Here is a 17,350-nt window from a genome sequence, read left to right as displayed (position 1 = left end):
CAGCGCGAGGCGGTACGGTGGGGCGAGAAGGATGCGGCTACGCGGTCCGAGGAGGGAGCCACCGATGATTCTGCTCCGTCGCCTGCTGGGTGACGTGCTGCGTCGGCAGCGCCAGCGCCAGGGCCGTACTCTGCGCGAAGTCTCCTCGTCCGCCCGAGTCTCGCTCGGCTATCTCTCCGAGGTGGAGCGGGGGCAGAAGGAGGCATCCTCCGAGCTGCTCTCCGCCATCTGCGACGCGCTTGACGTACGGATGTCCGAGCTCATGCGTGAGGTGAGCGACGAGCTGTCTCTGGCCGAACTGGCCGAGTCGGCAGCCGCCACCGAGCCGGTGCCCGCGCCGGTACGCCCGATGCTCAATTCCGTCTCCGTGACGTCGGTGGCAGGAGTGCCGACGGAGCGGGTGACGATCAAGGCGCCCACGGAAGCGGTCGACGTCGTCGCCGCCTGATCCGTAAGGCACTGCACGACTGGGTTTGAGGCAGGCCCCGAGTGGTACGCGAGTACTGCTCGGGGCCTTCTTGATGCCCCCGAATGACCCTTTTGTGTAGTTGTGCGATCGTGGAGCGTAGTCGCGTACCCCTGGGAGGACACGCATGTCTGTCGTGAAGAGCCCTCTGTCCGAGGCGGATCTCAAGACGGTCGGCGAGGCGCTGAAAGGTGCGCTGGTCGACCTGGTCGATCTGGCCCTGGTGGCCAAGCAGGTCCACTGGAACGTGGTCGGGCCGCGCTTCAGGTCGGTCCACCTGCAGCTCGACGAGGTCGTCGACACCGCGCGTCAGCACTCCGACACGGTGGCCGAGCGCTCGTCTGCGATCGGTGTGACGCCGGACGGGCGGGCCGCGACGGTGGCCGCGCAGAGCGCGATCGGATCCGTGCCGGACGGCTGGATCAAGGACGTGGACGCGGTGCGGACCATGGTCGACGCGCTGGGCGCGGTCATCGGCCGGATGCGCGAACGCATCGACGCGACGGAGAAGCCGGACCCCGTGAGCCAGGACATCCTGATCGGTCTGACGGCCGACCTCGAGAAGCACGCCTGGATGTTCCAGGCGGAGTCCGTGTAACGGGCGGCGGGGCTCGGAGAGTTCGCGATGTCGCGCCGACGGCCCTCGCGGATGAGCGCATGGGGTGAGGGGCTTGGGCGGCTCCCGGGGCCGGTCGGCCCGGCGGACGCGGTCGTTCGAGCGCCGGGTGCCGGCACCCGTGCGCCCTCCCGGCGATCGCGCCCGTCCCGCTAGCGTGGCGCGGAGGAGGCGGCATGGCGATACGCACAGCGGTTCTCGTGCCCGTCGCGCTGCTCGGGCTCGTGGCGGGCGCGGTGTGGTGGTGGGCCGTCCTGCGGCTGGCTCTGGTGCCGGAGCACGCCGGGGTCCTCGAAGGGGCGGTGGCGGCCGGCGGTTGGGGGCTGAGCCTGCTGCCCGTCCATGTCTCGGCGTCCCGCGGCGTCACCAGGGCGTCGCGACGCCGCCGTTCGGACGGAATATCCGACCGGTCGTGAACGACGAGGCGTCGGACGCAAGATGGGCGCTGCGGGCGCGATGTCCTCCGATTCACCGACGCGGCGCGGCGGCGGCATCAGGGTGAGCGCCGCATCGATGGCTGCTGGTCATCCGCCTCGTGACGGGTCGTCAGCTGGTGCCCATACGTGGCCCGGGGCCGCCATGTCGACGCGGACGGCGTGCGGCGCGGGCAGGGAGGCGAGGGCGCTGGCGGCTGAACGACTGCTCCCTTGGCCGCGCTGCAGACGAGGAGCCCCGCCTGGGCCGCGCCGAGCGGACCGCACGATGCGCCTGGCGGGCCGTCAAGCAGTTGGACCCGCCTGACAGCCCGGACACCAGTAGGTGGGGCGCTCGCGGCTGCCGTCTCCCTGGTCCGCCTTGCGCACCGGGGCGCCGCAGCGCGGACAGGGACGGCCCTCCCGGCCGTAGACGTACAGCCGTTGCCCCGGGCCGCGGCGGCCCGTGGTGATCCGTTCCGGACGCGACTTGTTGGCGTCGAGGAGCCGCTGGGCGGTGACCACGAGCCGGGCGAGCGTGTCGGCGGGCAGCTCGCCGACGGGGAGCCAAGGCGTCACGCGGGCCAGGAACGCCAGCTCGGACTTGTAGACATTGCCGATGCCGGCGAGATTGCGCTGGTCCAGAAGGGCTTCGCCGAGAGGGCGGGCCGGATCGGCGAGGAGGTTGGCCACCGCTGTGTCCGGGTCCCAGTCGGGGCCGAGGAGGTCGGGGCCGAGATGGCCCACGGCCTGCTCTTCGTCGGCCGTACGGAGCAGCTCCAGGACGGGCAGGCGGTAACCGACCGCCGTGTACGCCTCGTTGCCGAGGATGGCCCGGATCTGGTGCGCGGGGCCGCCGCGCCAGCGTTCACCGGTTCCGTAGACCTGCCAGGAACCGTCCATCCGCAGATGCGAGTGCAGCGTGAGGCCGCCTTCGATGCGGGTGAGGAGGTGTTTGCCGCGCGGGGTGACGTCCAGGACGGTCCGGCCGGTGAGGTCCGCCGTGGCGAACCGGGGCACCCGCAGATCGGATCTGGTCAGCACGCGGTCGGCCAGCGCGCTGTGCAGGCGGTGGGCGGCCAGCCAGACGGTGTCTCCTTCGGGCATGGCATCCATGATGCGCGACGGCGGGGGAGTGGGCCGTCGCCGCCGGGCCTGCCCGCGGACGGTACGCCGGTGCGTGGGTCGCGGGTGCCGGTCGGGAGGGGAGCCGGGTGCGCGGCCGCGGGTGCCGGTCGGCAGGGGAGCCGGGTGCGTGGGTCGCGGGTGCCGGTCCGGACGTGGTCCGGTGCGTGGTCACGGGCGCAGGCGCAGGCCCCTCGGTGTGGCGTGGAACCCGGCGGCCTCCAGGACGCGGCCCAGGGATGAGGTGAGGGCCGGAGAGCCGTTGGCGCGCTGCACGGTCACCGTGCCCAGCGCCCCCTCACGGGCTGCCGAGGCCAGGGCGGCGGCGGCCGCGTGCAGAGCGGGAGAGTCCGGGTCCGACACCCAGGAGAGCAGCGTCTTGCCGCCGCGCTCCATGTAGAGCGTCAGCTCGCCGTCCACCAGGACGACGAGGGAGCCGGCCTTGCGGCCCGGCTTGTGCCCGGCGCCCTCGGGCGGCTCGGGCCAGGGCAGCGCCGCCCCGTACGCGTTCGCCGGGTCGGCGGCGGCCAGCACGACCGCGCGCGGGGCCGCCTGCCCCTCTTCCCGGTCCCGCGCGGCGGAGGCGGCGCGCAGCCGGTCGACCGCGCCGTCCATCGCGAACTGCGCGGCTCCGAGGCCCTCGACGACGTAACCACGGCGGGCCTGCCCGCTGTCCTCGAAGGCCGACAGGATGCGGTACGTCGCGGAGAAGCCGCCCTCCACGCCCTCGGCGGCCACCGCGCCGCGGGTCACCACTCCATGGCGGTCGAGCAGGGTGCGGGCGAGAGCGTGCGCCCGGTGCGTCGGCTCGGGCTCGGCGGCCGGCAGCAGCGACCAGCGGCCGCTCACGGTCGGCGGGCCGGAGCGGGAGGTGGGGCGGGCCGTCGCCGTCAGGGTGCCGTAGCGGCCGCGCGGGACCGTGCGCTTGGCGCGGTGGGCCGTCGAACCCGCCGTGCGGCCCGAGCCGAGCAGGGCGCGCAGGGGCGCGAGGGTGTCGTTGGTGAGCCGGCCGGACCAGGCCAGGTCCCAGACGGCGTCGGCCAGTTGCGGATCGGTGGCGTCGGGGTGGGTGGTGGCCCGGACCTGGTCGGCGATCTGGCGGAAGAACAGTCCGTACCCGCCGGACAGGGCGCCGAGCACCGACTCGTGCAGGGCCGTCAGCTCCAGCGGGTGCGGCGGCGGAAGCAGGAGCGGGGCGGCGTCGGCGAGATAGAGGGAGACCCAGCCGTCCTTGCCGGGCAGGGCGCCGGCGCCCGCCCACACCACCTCGCCCGTGGTGGTCAGTTCGTCGAGGAGCGTGGTGCTGTAGTGGGACACGCGGGACGGGAGGACGAGTTTCTCCAGCGCGGAGGCGGGCACGGCGGCGCCCTGCAGCTGCTCGACGGCGCGGGCCAGCCCGTCGATGCCGCGCAGCCGGTTGCTGCCCATGTGCTGCCACTGAGGGAGGAACGCGGCGAGGGCGGCGGGCGGGACCGGCTCCAGCTCGTGCCGGAGCGCGGCCAGGGAGCGGCGGCGCAGACGGCGCAGCACGGCCGCGTCGCACCATTCCTGGCCGATGCCCGAGGGATGGAACTCGCCCTGGACGACGCGCCCCGACGCGGCGAGACGCGCCAGGCCGCCCTCCGTGACGGCCGGCCCCAGTCCGAAGCGGGCCGCCGCCTGGGCGGAGGTGAACGGCCCGTGCGTCCGCGCGAATCGGGCGAGGAGGTCGCCGAGGGGGTCCTTGACCGGCTCGGTGAAAGCCTCGGGGACGCCCACGGGCAGCGCGGTGCCCAGGGCGTCGCGCAGCCGGCCCGCGTCCTCCACCGCGGCCCAGTGGTCGGCGCCCGCGACACGGACGCGGATGGCGCGGCGTGCGGCCGCCAACTCCTGCGGCCAGGCCGGATCGCCACCGCGCTCGGCCAGCTCCGCATCGGTGAGGGGCCCGAGAACGCGCAGGAGATCGGCGACGCCCTCGGCGTCCTTGACCCGCCGGTCGTCCGTCAGCCACTGCAGTTCCCGCTCCAGCTCCGTCAGGACGTCCGCGTCGAGCAGTTCCCGCAGCTCGGCTTGCCCCAGCAGCTCGGCCAGGAGCCGGGAGTCCAGCGAGAGGGCCGCCGCGCGCCTCTCGGCGAGCGGGGAGTCGCCCTCGTAGAGGAACTGCGCCACGTAGCCGAAGAGCAGGGAGCGGGCGAACGGTGACGGCTCGGGGGTGGTGACCTCGACCAGGCGGACCCGGCGGGACTCGATGTCGCCCATGAGCTCGGCGAGACCCGGGACGTCGAACACGTCCTGGAGGCATTCGCGGACCGCTTCGAGGACGATCGGGAACGAACCGAACTCGCTCGCCACCTGGAGCAGTTGAGCCGCACGCTGGCGCTGCTGCCACAGCGGCGTGCGCTTGCCCGGATTGCGCCGCGGCAGCAGCAGCGCGCGGGCCGCGCACTCCCGGAACCGCGAGGCGAACAGGGCCGAGCCGCCCACCTGGTCGGTCACGATCTGACTGATCTCGCCCTTGTCGAAGACCGTGTCCGCGGCTCCCACCGGTGCCTGCTCGCTGTCGTACGCCGTGTCCACATGGACCGGGTCCTGATCGAGCAGGTCGAGTCCCATCAGGTCGGCGTCGGGCAGACGCAGCACGATGCCGTCGTCGGCGTGCATGACCTGCGCGTCCATGCCGTACCGCTCGGCGAGGCGGGCGCCCAGGGCCAGCGCCCAGGGCGCGTGGACCTGCGCGCCGAACGGTGAGTGGATCACCACGCGCCAGTCGCCCAGCTCGTCCCGGAAGCGCTCCACGAGGATCGTGCGGTCGTCGGGGACATGGCCGCACGCCCGTCGCTGCTCGTCGAGATACGCCAGCACATTGTCCGCCGCCCAGGCGTCCAGCCCCGCGGCCACCAGCCGCAGCCGGGCGTCGTCGGGCGCCAGCCCGCCGACCTCGCGCAGGAACGCGCCGACCGCGCGGCCCAGCTCCAGCGGGCGGCCGAGCTGGTCGCCCTTCCAGAAGGGGAGGCGGCCGGGGACGCCGGGGGCGGGCGAGACCAGTACTCGGTCCCTGGTGATGTCCTCGATCCGCCACGACGTGGTGCCCAGGGTGAAGACGTCGCCCACCCGGGACTCGTACACCATCTCCTCGTCGAGCTCTCCCACCCTGCCGCCGCCCTTCTTCGGGTCGGCACCGGCGAGGAAGACGCCGAAGAGGCCACGGTCCGGGATGGTGCCTCCGGAGGTGACGGCGAGCCGCTGCGCGCCCGGCCGGCCGGTCACCGTGCCCGCCACGCGGTCCCACACCACGCGCGGGCGCAGCTCGGCGAACGCGTCCGAGGGATAGCGCCCGGCGAGCATGTCGAGGACCGCGGTGAACGCCGACTCGGGCAGCGAGGCGAACGGCGCGGCACGGCGGACCAGCGCCAGCAGGTCGTCGAACTGCCACGTGTCCATGGCGACCATGGCCACCAGCTGCTGGGCCAGCACGTCCAGGGGATTGGCCGGGACACGCAGCGATTCGATGGAGCCGGTGCGCATCCGCTCCGTGACCACGGCCGCCTGCACCAGGTCGCCGCGGTACTTGGGGAAGACGACACCCGTGGAGACGGCGCCCACCTGGTGTCCCGCGCGGCCGACGCGCTGGAGGCCGGAGGCGACCGAGGGCGGTGACTCGACCTGGACCACCAGGTCGACCGCGCCCATGTCGATGCCCAGCTCCAGGCTGGAGGTGGCGACCACGGCGGGCAGCCGCCCCGCCTTGAGGTCCTCCTCGACCAGGGCCCGCTGCTCCTTGGAGACCGAGCCGTGGTGGGCGCGGGCCAGGAGCGGCGGGGCGCCCTGGGCCGCCCCGGACTGCGCCATGATCTCTGCCGGAGGCCCGTCCTCCGGGAGAGGGGCGCCCGTCGCACGCTCGTAGGCGATCTCGTTGAGCCGGTTGCACAGACGCTCCGCCAGACGACGGGAGTTGGCGAAGACGATCGTGGAGCGGTGGGCCTGGACGAGGTCGGCGATCCGCTCCTCGACGTGCGGCCAGATCGAGGGCCTCTCCCCGGGCCCCTCGGACGCGTCGGCCGCGGGCGAGCCCCCGAGCTCGCCGAGGTCCTCGACGGGGACGACCACCGAGAGGTCGAACTCCTTGCCGGAGGGCGGCTGGACGATCTCAACCCTGCGCTGCGGCGACAGGTAACGGGCGACCTCGTCGACCGGGCGCACCGTCGCTGACAGGCCGATCCGGCGAGCGGGGCGCGGCAGCAGAGTGTCGAGCCGCTCCAGGGACACGGCGAGGTGCGCGCCGCGCTTGGTGCCCGCCACGGCATGCACCTCGTCCAGGATGACCGTCTCGACACCCGACAGGGCCTCCCGCGCGGAGGACGTGAGCATCAGGAACAGCGACTCGGGCGTGGTGATCAGGATGTCCGGCGGCCGTGAGACCAGCGACCGGCGCTCGGCGGCCGGGGTGTCACCGGAACGGATGCCGACCCGCACCTCGGGCTCCGGCAGGCCCAGCCGCACCGCCTCGTGGCGGATCCCTGTGAGCGGACTGCGCAGATTGCGCTCGACGTCGACCGCGAGGGCCTTGAGCGGAGACACGTACAGCACGCGGCAGCGCTTCTTCGTCTCCGCGGGCGGCGGTGTGGACGTGAGCCGGTCGAGGGCGGCGAGGAAGGCGGCCAGTGTCTTGCCCGAGCCGGTCGGTGCCACGACCAGGACGTCCGAGCCCTCCGCGATGGCTCGCCAGGCCCCCTCCTGCGCGGCGGTGGGCGCGCTGAACGCCCCCGTGAACCAGCCTCGGGTCGCGGGGGAGAAGGAGTCGAGCGCAGTCCTGGCCATGCCCCCCATCGTGCACCCGACCACTGACAACCCGTGTCCAGGACCTGGACGGGGAGGTCACGGGCGGGTCCGGCGGCGCAGAATCGCTGTATGGAGACCGACGCGGCACCGGACCGGAAGGACGAGTGGGCGCGGCACTGGCGGTATCCCGGCGTACCGGGTCTGGATCTGCTGCAGGCCCGCTATGTGCGGCACTCCTTCACCCGGCACACGCACGAGGGCTTCGTCCTGGGCGCCGTTCGCCGCGGCATCGAGGACGTGCTCATGCCGGACGGCACGATCAGTGCCAGGCCCGGCACCGTGGTGATGATCAACCCTGAGGTGCCGCACTCGGCGAAGGCGGGGGTCCCCGAGGGGTGGGTGTACTCGACCCTCTACCCGTCGTCCGAGCTGGTGGCGACGATCGCCGAGGAGGTGACCAGCCTGCGCGGCACGGCCGGCTTCGCGGAGACGATCGTCGAGGACCCGGACACCGCCCGCCTGGTGCACGAGGTGCACTGCGCCGCCGAACAGGGCAACGCGCTCGCCGCCGACAGCGTGCTGCGCATCGTGGTCGCCCGGCTGCTGCGCCGCCACGGCCGCGCGCTGCCCGCCCGCGCGCCGCTCACCGCCGGGGCCCGCACCGCGGAGCTCGCCAGACAGCTCCTGGAGGAGCGGATGGCCGAGCCTCCGTCCCTGGAGGAACTCGCGCAGGAACTCGGCACCAGTCCCTTCGCGCTCCTGCGCGCCTTCAAGTCCGCGTACGGGCTGCCGCCGCACACCTGGCTGACGGACGCGCGCGTGCGTCGCGCCCGCCATCTGCTGGACGCGGGCACGGCACCGGCCGAGGCGGCCGTCACCGTCGGCTTCACCGACCAGCCGCATCTCAACCGTCACTTCAGCCGGATCGTGGGCGTGCCTCCGGGGGCCTACCGGCGCGAACGCGCAAGAACGTACAAGACGCCTCACCGGAAGCCCGCGTAACGTCCCTGACGTGGCAGAACAGACAGCTCACCCAGAGATACCCGCGACCGCGGCACCGGGGTCCGGGCCGCAGGAAGCGACCAAACCGGACTCGGCCGTCGTCCGGGACGCACTCGGCGTCGGAGTCGCCGTCGGCCTGTCCGGATTCGCCTTCGGCGTGACGTCGGCGGGATCCGGTCTCACTCTCCTGCAGACCTGCGCGCTCAGTCTGCTGGTGTTCACCGGCGCCTCGCAGTTCGCACTCGTCGGCGCCATCGCCGCGGGCGGCAACCCGTTCGCCGCCGCCGCGGGCGCCTTCTTCCTCGGCGTGCGCAACGCCTTCTACGGGCTGAGGCTGTCCCAGCTGCTCGCCCTGCCCCGCTTCCTGCGGCCGGCGGCGGCCCACTGGGTCATCGACGAGACCACCGCCGTCGCCCTCGCCCAGCCCACGCGGCGCAGTGTGCGCATCGGCTTCACGGTCACGGGGCTCACCCTCTACGTGCTGTGGAACCTGACCACGCTCCTCGGGGCGCTGGGCGCCGAGGCCATCGGCGACACCGACGCGTGGGGACTGGACGCGGCCGGGCCCGCCGTCTTCCTCGCCCTGCTGGCGCCCATGCTGCGCACGGCCACCGAGCGCGCGGTGGCCGGGCTCGCGGTCGTACTCGGACTCGGATTCCTGCCCGTGCTGCCCGCCGGAGTGCCGGTGCTGGTGGCGGCAATGGCCGCGCCGGCCGTGCTGTGGCTCAAGGGCCGTGCGATCGGCCGGGCGGACCGGGTCGCGGTCCGCGGACACGACGAAGGAGAGACCGACGGGACGGCGCGTACGGCCCGTGGGAAGGGAGAGGACCGTTGAGCGTCTGGATCGCGATCGCGGTGACCGCCGTCGGCTGCTACCTCGTCAAACTCGTCGGCCTCCTGGTGCCCGCCGACACCCTGGAACGTCCTCTCGTGCAGCGGCTGGCCGCGCTGCTGCCCGTAGCCCTGCTGGCCGCGCTCACCGCACAGCAGACCTTCAGCGTCGGCGACACCCTCGTGCTCGACGCACGGGCGGCCGGTCTGGTCGCCGCAGCCGTCGCCCTCGTACTGCGCGCCCCCTTCCTGGTCGTCGTCGGAGCGGCCGTGGCGGTCACGGCGGGCGTACGGGCGCTCGGAGGCTGAGCGGCCACGCGCGCGTGGCCGTCGACGCACCCGCGCGTGCGCGCACCGGCCGAGCCGCCGGCCCGCCGGGCCCGGCCGCTCGGCCGGGTCCGGCGGGTCAGCCGATGGGGCGCCCGTACGCCTGGAGGGTCCGCAACGCCTCGACGGTCGCCAGCGGCCGCGCCTCCAGAGCCGTCCCCGGGGCCCACGCGCGGTAGGTGATCGGCCATCCGCCGTCCGGCTCCTGCTGCGCCGCCAGGTGCTCCAGGGAGAGGGCCATCTCGTCGTCCGTGAACCAGCGGCGGGCCAGTGAGGCCGGCGTGGGCGCGTAGTGGTGCGGGAAGTGGTGCTCGCCGGGCGCGTAGCCCGGCGCCACCGGCTGGTCGTCGAGCCGGCGGGGATCGAGGGCGACCAGTCGCTGTTCGCGGGCCATCCGGCCGAGCCGGTCGGCGGCGGCCTCGGCGCGCGGGCGGTCGGGAGCGCTGTCCAGGAAGGCGACCGCCGCCTCGACCTCGTACGGATGGGACTTGTCCAGGGCGTCGACGGCCGCCCAGCAGAAGTCCGTGGCCCGGAACAGCCAGGCGTGCCACACCTGATTGCGGTGCAGCAGGCCCACGACCGGACCGGTCGCCAGGAGTTCGCTGGGAGGGTCGTCGACGATCGGGAGGAACGGCGCCGCCGGATATCCGCGCTGGGACGGGTGGATGGCGGGCAGCGCGCCGTCCGGTGTCGACACCTGCGTGAAGTAGCGGCAGATCCGCTCCACGCGCAGACCGCCGCAGCGGCCGATGGAGTCCAGCACCCGAAGGGCGTGCGCCGTGTGCAGGGGCTGGCTGACAGGGCCGCGCAGGTCGGGTTCGAGCGCGTGGCCGTAGCCGCCGTCCTCGTTGAGGTACGCGGCGAGAGCCGTCTCGACCGCGTCCGAGCCGCCGCCGAGGAAGTGGTATGCGAACCGCCGCTGTTCGAGGACACGGGCGGTCAGCCAGATGAAGTGCTCGGCGCGGGCGAGAGGAGACGCGAGAGGGGCCTCATGGGTTGCTCCGGTTCCAGCCATGTTCCGACGGTAGGGCGGAACGGTCTCCAGACAAGCCCGACGGGCGGGGCTGCACTCTCAGGGGCGGGATACTGGGGTCATGCGGTTGACGATTTTCTGGGAGCGGATGGCCGACCACTTCGGCGCGGCCTACGCCGACTCGTTCGCGCGCGATCACGTCATGGCCGAACTCGGCGGCCGCACGGTCCATGAGGCGCTGGCCGCGGGCTGGGAGGCGAAGGACGTGTGGCGCGGGGTCTGCGCCGCGATGGACATCCCCGACGACAAGCGCTGAGACACCGGGCGGCCCGCCCCTTGTCACCGGCGTACGGGACACTTGTCTGGTGGACCGGACCGACAGCAACGCCCAGGACGAGACCGCTGCGGACGAGACCGCGCGGGAGACCACCGCCGCCCCCGCCACTCCGCCGGGCACGCCCCCGCCGACCGCTGCCGGCAGGAACGGCGCTCCCGTCCGCATGCCGCGCTGGCTGCCGCGCGCCATGGTGCTCGCGCTCGCGCTCTACGCCTGCTTCCAGATCGGCAGCTGGGCCTTCCACCAGCTCATCGGGCTGCTGATCAACATCCTGATCGCGTTCTTCCTGGCGCTCGCCGTGGAGCCGGCGGTGGGACGCATGGCCGCGCGCGGCATGCGGCGCGGGCTCGCCACGTTTCTGGTCTTCATCGCGGTGCTGGTGGTGGGAGTCGGCTTCGTCGTTCTGCTCGGCTCGATGCTCGCCGGGCAGATCATCGACATGGTCGAGGACTTCCCCAAGTACCTCGACTCCGTCATCCGCTGGATCAACGGCATCTTCAACACCGAGCTGTCCCGGGTCGAGGTGCAGGACAGCCTGCTGCGTTCCGACTGGCTGCGGAAGTACGTGCAGAACAGCGCCAGCGGAGTGCTCGACGTCTCGGCGACCGTGCTGGGCGGCCTGTTCAAGCTGCTGACGATCTTCCTGTTCTCGTTCTACTTCGCGGCCGACGGGCCGCGGCTGCGCCGTGCACTGTGCTCGGTGCTTCCGCCGGCCAAGCAGGCCGAGGTGCTGCGCGCCTGGGAGATCGCCGTCGACAAGACCGGCGGATACCTCTACTCGCGCGGACTGATGGCGCTGATCTCCGGCGCCGCGCACTTCGTCCTGCTGGAGATCCTGGGAGTGCCGTACGCTCCCGCGCTCGCGGTGTGGGTCGGTCTCGTCTCGCAGTTCATCCCGACCATCGGCACCTATCTCGCGGGCGCGCTGCCGATGCTGATCGCGTTCACCGAGGACCCCTGGTACGCCCTGTGGGTGCTCGGGTTCGTCCTGGTGTACCAGCAGTTCGAGAACTACGTGCTGCAGCCCAAGCTGACGGCCAGGACGGTGGACATCCACCCGGCGGTCGCCTTCGGATCGGTGGTGGCGGGGACGGCGCTGCTGGGGGCGGTCGGCGCGCTGATCGCGATCCCCGCGGTCGCGACGCTCCAGGCGTTCCTCGGGGCCTACGTGCGGCGGTACGACGTGACCGACGACCCGCGTGTGCACGGACACCACCGGCCACGCGCGAGCCGGGCGCTCGCCCGGGTGCGCGGCGCGCTCCGGCACCACGGGGCGGCACGGGACACGGAGGCGTCCGGCCCGGGAAGCACGCCGGAGGCGTGACCTGCGGCGTGCCGTCCGGCCGGCGGCGACGCCGGCACCGGCCCGCCGTGGCGCGGCCTCTTCCACCGGCGTCTTTGTCCACGCCGGATGACCGGAGGACCCTGGTGCTGTACCGCCGCGCCGGGTCGTGGGGGCCGGTGTGGCGCGCTTGACACCAAAATCGAACATCCATTCTTATGGGGTTCCGGCCCGGATCCCGGCGGAATCCCGGGAGTTATCCACAGGCCGGAGGGACGGCGGGGCCCATTGTCAGTGGCAGGGGTTAGCGTCTTTGACGTGAAGCGATCGACTCAAGCAAATCGGGTGGAACCCATGGCAGGAACCGACCGCGAGAAGGCGCTCGACGCCGCGCTCGCACAGATTGAACGGCAATTCGGCAAGGGCGCCGTGATGCGTCTGGGCGAGCGGCCGAACGAGCCCATCGAGGTCATCCCCACCGGGTCGACCGCGCTCGACGTCGCCCTCGGCGTCGGCGGCCTTCCCCGCGGCCGTGTGGTGGAGGTCTACGGCCCCGAGTCCTCCGGTAAGACGACCCTGACCCTCCACGCGGTGGCCAACGCCCAGAAGGCCGGCGGCACCGTGGCCTTCGTGGACGCGGAGCACGCCCTCGACCCGGAGTACGCGAAGAAGCTCGGCGTCGACATCGACAACCTGATCCTGTCCCAGCCGGACAACGGCGAGCAGGCGCTGGAGATCGTCGACATGCTCGTGCGCTCCGGCGCGCTCGACCTGATCGTCATCGACTCGGTGGCAGCCCTGGTGCCCCGGGCGGAGATCGAGGGCGAGATGGGCGACTCGCACGTCGGCCTGCAGGCGCGTCTGATGAGCCAGGCGCTCCGGAAGATCACCAGCGCGCTCAACCAGTCCAAGACGACGGCCATCTTCATCAACCAGCTCCGCGAGAAGATCGGCGTGATGTTCGGCTCGCCGGAGACCACGACCGGTGGCCGCGCGCTCAAGTTCTACGCGTCGGTGCGTATCGACATCCGCCGTATCGAGACGCTCAAGGACGGCACCGAGGCCGTCGGCAACCGCACCCGCTGCAAGGTCGTCAAGAACAAGGTGGCGCCGCCGTTCAAGCAGGCCGAGTTCGACATCCTCTACGGCCAGGGCATCAGCCGTGAGGGCGGCCTGATCGACATGGGCGTGGAGCACGGCTTCGTCCGCAAGGCGGGCGCCTGGTACACGTACGAGGGCGACCAGCTCGGACAGGGCAAGGAAAACGCGCGCAACTTCCTGAAGGACAATCCCGACCTCGCCAACGAGATCGAGAAGAAGATCAAGGAGAAGCTCGGCGTCGGTGTCCGCCCGGAGGCGCCGGAGGCCGAGCCCGGCGCTGACGCGGCAGGCGCGGCGGCACCCGAGGACGCGGCGAAGTCGGTCCCCGCACCGGCTTCCAAGGCGAAGTCGGCCAAGACGGCGGCGGCCAAGGGCTGATCCATGGCCCGGCGTACCGAATGGCCGGGCGACAGCGCCGACTCGTCGAGGGCCGAGCAGGCGCTGCCGCCCCAGGATCCTGGCGAGCGGGCGCGGGCGATCTGCCTGCGCCTGCTCACCGGGACGCCCCGCACCCGCAAGCAGCTGGCGGACGCGCTGCACAAGCGGGACATCCCGGCTGAGGTGGCCGAGGAGGTCCTCTCGCGTTTCGAGGACGTGGGGCTGATCGACGACGCCGCCTTCGCCGGGGCCTGGGTGGAGTCGCGGCACCACGGCCGTGGCCTCGCCCGCCGGGCGCTGGCCCGTGAGCTGCGGACCAAAGGCGTCGACGCCACGCTGATCGACGAGGCGGTGGGCCGGCTCGACGCGGACCAGGAGGAGGCGACGGCACGGGAGCTGGTCGAGCGCAAACTGCGCGCCACCCGTGGCCTCGACCGCGACCGCCGCCTCCGGCGCCTCGCCGGGATGCTCGCCCGCAAGGGATATCCCGAGGGCATGGCGCTCAGGGTGGTCAAGCGGGCGCTGGAGGAAGAGGGCGAGGACACCGAGGACCTGGACGAGGCGGCGTTCTAGCCGACGGGCGACGCGCGGGACCGGCCGCGCCCTTCGGCTCCGGCCTGCGACGGCCCGGCCCCGCCCCTTGGTCACGGCCCGTCCGCGGCACCGTGGCCTGGTACCCGCCCCGTCCTGGACCCGTCCGACCGAGCCCGCTCGGTCCGTGCGCGCCACGGACCTGTGGCCCAGGGATCTATGGCGGTCTTTCCCGACTCGTACCTACGTCGTAACCGGCAGGCCGGCCGCCCGCCACGCCTGGAAGCCTCCGATCAGGTCCGTGGCGCGGTGCAGGCCGAGCTGGTGCAGTGATGCCGCGGCGAGGGAGGACGCGTAGCCCTCGTTGCAGATCACCACGATCCGCAGGTCGTGCCCCGTCGCCTCCGGCGCGCGGTGGTTGCCCTGCGGGTCGAGCCGCCACTCCAGCTCATTGCGTTCCACGACCAGCGCACCCGGGATCAGCCCGTCCCGCTCGCGCAGGGCCTGGTAGCGGATGTCCACGAGGAGCGCTCCGTCCTCGGCCGCCTCGTATGCCTCCCGCGGCCCGAGGCGCACCAGCCCTTCCCGGACGCGCTCCAACAGCTCGTCGATCCCTGGGCGTTCGCTCACTGCCAGTCCTCCGGACGCTCGACCTGCTCCAGCCGCAGCACCGAGCCCGACCGGCTGAAACGCCGCATCAGCGGGAGCGGCGGATAGTACGCGTGCACCGAGACTGCGTGATCGGTGGGCGACTCGTTGAGCACCTCGTGCACATGGTGCTGTCCGAAGGCGCGTGCCCGGCCCCGACCCAGGTGGCGCACGCGGTCCACGCCGTCGTTCAGTTCGAGCGTCTTCCAGCCGCTCGCCGGGAGCCGGACGGCCAGCGAGTGCTCTGTCAACTGCCCCTCGGCGGTGGCGAACGCCCCCAGGGACTCGGCGTGGTCGTGCCAGCCGGTGCCGGTGCCGGGCGGCCAGCCGATCAACCAGGCCTCGCTCCCGCGCGGGCCGTCCAGCCGCAGCCAGGTGCGGCCCTCGGGGTCGCGGGGAAGGGAGGCGATCAGTTCCTTGTCGGCGGCGGCGCGCTGCACGAAGTCGAGCAGTTCGGCGGCGGTCGGCCCGCCTGGTTCGGCGGTGCCGGCCGGGTGCGGAGAAGAGGTGACAGCGGTTGCGGAAGCAGAGTGGGACACGGATACCGTCCTGGAGTTCGCTGAGAGAGCGCACGGGCACAGCAGGCCACGGCGCGGGAAGGGCGATTCAGCAGGACGGGCGACACACGCAGCCCGCGTAGCGGACGAGGTCCATATGGACCCTCCGCCACAGGCGCACATCGGTGTCGGTCACGCTCCGGAGTACACCACGCGGATCCAGGAGGGTCAATGGAGGTCCGCTGTACGGCCGGTGCGAGCCGTGGGCGGTGCGCCGCCGCGCACCGTGTCCGCCGCCGCGTACAGCTCGGCGGGCCGTACACCGGCGAACGCGGCCGCCAGATGTCCGTCCGGCCGGACGAGCAGCACCGTGTGCGCCGCCGCGCCCGGGTAGCTCTCGGTCACCAGCAGCTCCGCCGGGACCGGAAGCCCGGCGACGGCCTCCGCCAGCCTCGGCATCACCCCGGCGCTCACCCAGTGCCGCCGGTCCCAGACTCCGGTGCCCGGCGCGACGAGAACGACGAGGAAGCGCCCCCGCCCCAGCCGGTCCCGCAGCCGCGCGGCCGCGCCGTCAGGCGCCGTCACCCGCACGTCCTCGACGGGTGCGCCCGCCTGCGTGGCGAGCGAGGCAGACGGGGCCGCCGGCTCGGGCGTGAGCACCGAGTGGCCGTAGACGGGGGGCGCGCCGAGCGCGCCCTGGCCGAGGTGGCCGTCGGTGAGCATCGAGTCGTGGCCGCGTGCTGCTCCGGGCAGGTACGTCCGCAGACCGCTGCCGCTGCGCAGTATCGGCAACGACTGGTCGGCGGCGCGCAGCCGTGCGGCGACGGCGGTGCGGCGCTCGTCCTGGTAGCTGTCCAGCAGCGTGTCGGAGGCCCCGTGGTGCCAGGCGTGCGCCAGCTTCCAGGCCAGGTTGTCGATGTCCCGCAGTCCCTCGTCGACCCCCTGCGTGCCGAGCGCACCGAGCAGATGCGCGGCGTCGCCGGCGAGGAAGGCTCGGTCGACGCGCCAGCGGCGGGCCAGCCGGTGGTGGAGGGTGTGGACGCCGGTGTCGATCAGCTCGTACGGGGGAGTGCCGCCGCACCAGCCCCCCAGGGTGTCCCGCACCCGGGCCACCAGCGCTTCGGGGGTGACCAGTTCGCCGCGCGGCGGCAGCAGCCAGTCCAGGCGCCACACGCCGTCCGGCAGGGGGCGCGCGACGACCTCGTCTCCTCCCGACGGCCACGGCGGCCGACGGTGCAGCAACGCCTCACCCGGCCAGGGGAGTTCGACGCGCAGGGCGGCCACCGCATGGCGTTCCACCGCCGTACGACCGGGGAATCGGATGCCGAGGAGCTTGCGGACCGTCGACCTGGCGCCGTCGCAGCCGACGAGATGACTGCCCCGCCACCACGTGCCCGAGGGCCCGCGGCTGTGCGCGGTGACGCCGCTGCTGTCCTGCTCCAGCGAGTCGAGGCGGCTGTCGGTGACGAGCCGGACGAGGCGCTGCTCCGCGACCGTGTCCCGCAGGCCGCGGGTGAGCGCGTGCTGCGGGATGTGCAGCGGAGCGGGCGTGAGCTCGTCGCCGAGAGGCAGGTGCCGTACCTCCTGCTTGCGCCGCATCGACCGCCAGCCCGTCCATTGGAGGCCCTCGTCACGGAGGGTGCCGCAGCCGAGCCGCTCCACCAGGGCGGCGGTGTCCGCGCGCAGGACGACGGTGCGGGCGGGCCGCGGCTCGTCCTTGCCGTTGCTCTGGTCGAGGACGACGGACGGCACGCCCTGGACCGCGAGGGCAAGGGACAGGGCCAGGCCGACCGGGCCCGCCCCGACCACGATCACCGGGTCCACGAGGTGACTCCTCGGGCGCGAAGGGTCGTGCGAAGAGGTGCGGAGGGAGCCCGGTGCGCGATCACAGAACGTATGCAACTCACTGCCGCTGCCTGCGTCAAGCGACACCGGGATGCGGTGAGGGGGGGGGGGGGGGGGGGGCCCCCCCCCCCCCCCCCCGGAAAAACGAGGAGTAAACAGAAGCAGCCCGCGCGGCCGCACCCGGGGGGGACGGCGGGGCCGCCGGCGGCACCAGCCCCCC

At 73.2% G+C, this 17,350-nt stretch carries 17 protein-coding genes; 10 read left to right on the top strand and 7 right to left on the bottom strand.

Translation table 11 applies throughout. The annotated features are described in order from the left end of the window. The first annotated feature begins 64 nt into the window (after positions 1 to 64). The 3 genes from AB0K02_RS32375 (at position 65) to AB0K02_RS32365 (ending at position 1,498) form a co-directional block, all read left to right on the top strand. A complete protein-coding gene (locus AB0K02_RS32375) occupies positions 65 to 448 on the top strand; it encodes a helix-turn-helix transcriptional regulator (protein ID WP_177151709.1) in 384 nt (127 codons plus the stop codon). A 145-nt stretch (positions 449 to 593) separates the two neighbouring features. Then, positions 594 to 1,064, top strand: coding sequence for a DNA starvation/stationary phase protection protein (locus AB0K02_RS32370; protein ID WP_365996181.1), 471 nt, complete (start codon positions 594 to 596; stop codon positions 1,062 to 1,064). Positions 1,065 to 1,258: 194 nt separating this feature from the next. Next, positions 1,259 to 1,498 carry a hypothetical protein gene (locus tag AB0K02_RS32365; protein ID WP_365996180.1) on the top strand — a complete coding sequence of 80 codons (240 nt, stop codon included), beginning with the start codon at positions 1,259 to 1,261 and terminating at the stop codon, positions 1,496 to 1,498. Positions 1,499 to 1,801: 303 nt separating this feature from the next. Here AB0K02_RS32365 and AB0K02_RS32360 read toward each other — a convergent pair whose 3' ends face one another. Together AB0K02_RS32360 and AB0K02_RS32355 are read right to left on the bottom strand one after the other, a co-directional pair. Continuing rightward, positions 1,802 to 2,602 (bottom strand): DNA-formamidopyrimidine glycosylase family protein, encoded by an 801-nt coding sequence (locus AB0K02_RS32360; RefSeq protein ID WP_365996179.1) that lies wholly within the window; start codon positions 2,600 to 2,602, stop codon positions 1,802 to 1,804. A 189-nt stretch (positions 2,603 to 2,791) separates the two neighbouring features. After that, positions 2,792 to 7,417, bottom strand: coding sequence for an ATP-dependent helicase (locus AB0K02_RS32355; protein ID WP_365996178.1), 4,626 nt, complete (start codon positions 7,415 to 7,417; stop codon positions 2,792 to 2,794). Between the two features lie 90 nt (positions 7,418 to 7,507). Here AB0K02_RS32355 and AB0K02_RS32350 point away from each other — a divergent pair, with 90 nt between their 5' ends. Genes AB0K02_RS32350 through AB0K02_RS32340 form a run of 3 tightly spaced genes read left to right on the top strand, consistent with a single transcriptional unit; the run spans position 7,508 to position 9,520 of the window. Then, entirely contained in the window at positions 7,508 to 8,380 is an 873-nt protein-coding gene (locus tag AB0K02_RS32350; RefSeq protein ID WP_365996177.1) for an AraC family transcriptional regulator, read from the top strand. Positions 8,381 to 8,417: 37 nt separating this feature from the next. Then, entirely contained in the window at positions 8,418 to 9,215 is a 798-nt protein-coding gene (locus AB0K02_RS32345) for an AzlC family ABC transporter permease (protein ID WP_365996190.1), read from the top strand. Further along, entirely contained in the window at positions 9,212 to 9,520 is a 309-nt protein-coding gene (locus tag AB0K02_RS32340) for an AzlD domain-containing protein (RefSeq protein ID WP_365996176.1), read from the top strand. Before AB0K02_RS32345 ends, AB0K02_RS32340 begins: the two co-directional genes overlap by 4 nt. A gap of 97 nt (positions 9,521 to 9,617) precedes the next feature. Here the strand turns inward: AB0K02_RS32340 and AB0K02_RS32335 are convergent, their stop codons facing one another. After that, the gene (locus AB0K02_RS32335; RefSeq protein WP_365996175.1) at positions 9,618 to 10,553 is read right to left on the bottom strand and encodes a hypothetical protein; all 936 of its coding nucleotides are present in this window, start codon (positions 10,551 to 10,553) and stop codon (positions 9,618 to 9,620) included. A gap of 79 nt (positions 10,554 to 10,632) precedes the next feature. Between AB0K02_RS32335 and AB0K02_RS32330 the strand changes: the two genes are divergently transcribed. The 4 genes from AB0K02_RS32330 (at position 10,633) to recX (ending at position 14,182) form a co-directional block, all read left to right on the top strand. Further along, positions 10,633 to 10,827, top strand: a complete 195-nt coding sequence (locus tag AB0K02_RS32330) for a DUF3046 domain-containing protein (RefSeq protein WP_365996174.1) — start codon at positions 10,633 to 10,635, stop codon at positions 10,825 to 10,827. 184 nt (positions 10,828 to 11,011) lie between these two features. After that, complete coding sequence (locus tag AB0K02_RS32325) at positions 11,012 to 12,172, top strand: AI-2E family transporter (protein WP_365996189.1); 1,161 nt, start codon at positions 11,012 to 11,014, stop codon at positions 12,170 to 12,172. Between the two features lie 312 nt (positions 12,173 to 12,484). After that, positions 12,485 to 13,609 carry a recombinase RecA gene (gene recA, locus AB0K02_RS32320; RefSeq protein ID WP_177151699.1) on the top strand — a complete coding sequence of 375 codons (1,125 nt, stop codon included), beginning with the start codon at positions 12,485 to 12,487 and terminating at the stop codon, positions 13,607 to 13,609. A gap of 3 nt (positions 13,610 to 13,612) precedes the next feature. Next, the gene (gene recX, locus AB0K02_RS32315; protein ID WP_365996173.1) at positions 13,613 to 14,182 is read left to right on the top strand and encodes a recombination regulator RecX; all 570 of its coding nucleotides are present in this window, start codon (positions 13,613 to 13,615) and stop codon (positions 14,180 to 14,182) included. Positions 14,183 to 14,383: 201 nt separating this feature from the next. On the opposite strand, the gene AB0K02_RS32310 is transcribed toward recX, so the two are convergent. The 4 genes from AB0K02_RS32310 to AB0K02_RS32295 form a co-directional block, all read right to left on the bottom strand. After that, on the bottom strand, positions 14,384 to 14,770 hold the full coding sequence (locus AB0K02_RS32310) for a rhodanese-like domain-containing protein (RefSeq protein ID WP_365996172.1): 387 nt from the start codon (positions 14,768 to 14,770) through the stop codon (positions 14,384 to 14,386). Further along, positions 14,767 to 15,327 carry a cysteine dioxygenase gene (locus AB0K02_RS32305; protein WP_365996171.1) on the bottom strand — a complete coding sequence of 187 codons (561 nt, stop codon included), beginning with the start codon at positions 15,325 to 15,327 and terminating at the stop codon, positions 14,767 to 14,769. Before AB0K02_RS32305 ends, AB0K02_RS32310 begins: the two co-directional genes overlap by 4 nt. 67 nt (positions 15,328 to 15,394) lie before the next feature. Then, a complete protein-coding gene (locus AB0K02_RS32300; RefSeq protein WP_309544753.1) occupies positions 15,395 to 15,466 on the bottom strand; it encodes a putative leader peptide in 72 nt (23 codons plus the stop codon). Between the two features lie 47 nt (positions 15,467 to 15,513). Continuing rightward, the gene (locus AB0K02_RS32295) at positions 15,514 to 17,109 is read right to left on the bottom strand and encodes an FAD-dependent monooxygenase (protein WP_365996170.1); all 1,596 of its coding nucleotides are present in this window, start codon (positions 17,107 to 17,109) and stop codon (positions 15,514 to 15,516) included. Positions 17,110 to 17,350: the final 241 nt, after the last annotated feature.

The organism is Streptomyces sp. NPDC049597, assembly GCF_040675505.1.
In the GTDB taxonomy this organism is placed as follows: Bacteria; Actinomycetota; Actinomycetes; order Streptomycetales; family Streptomycetaceae; genus Streptomyces.
Note: the sequence above shows the minus strand (reverse complement) of the source record. Positions and strands in the feature narration are given on the sequence as shown.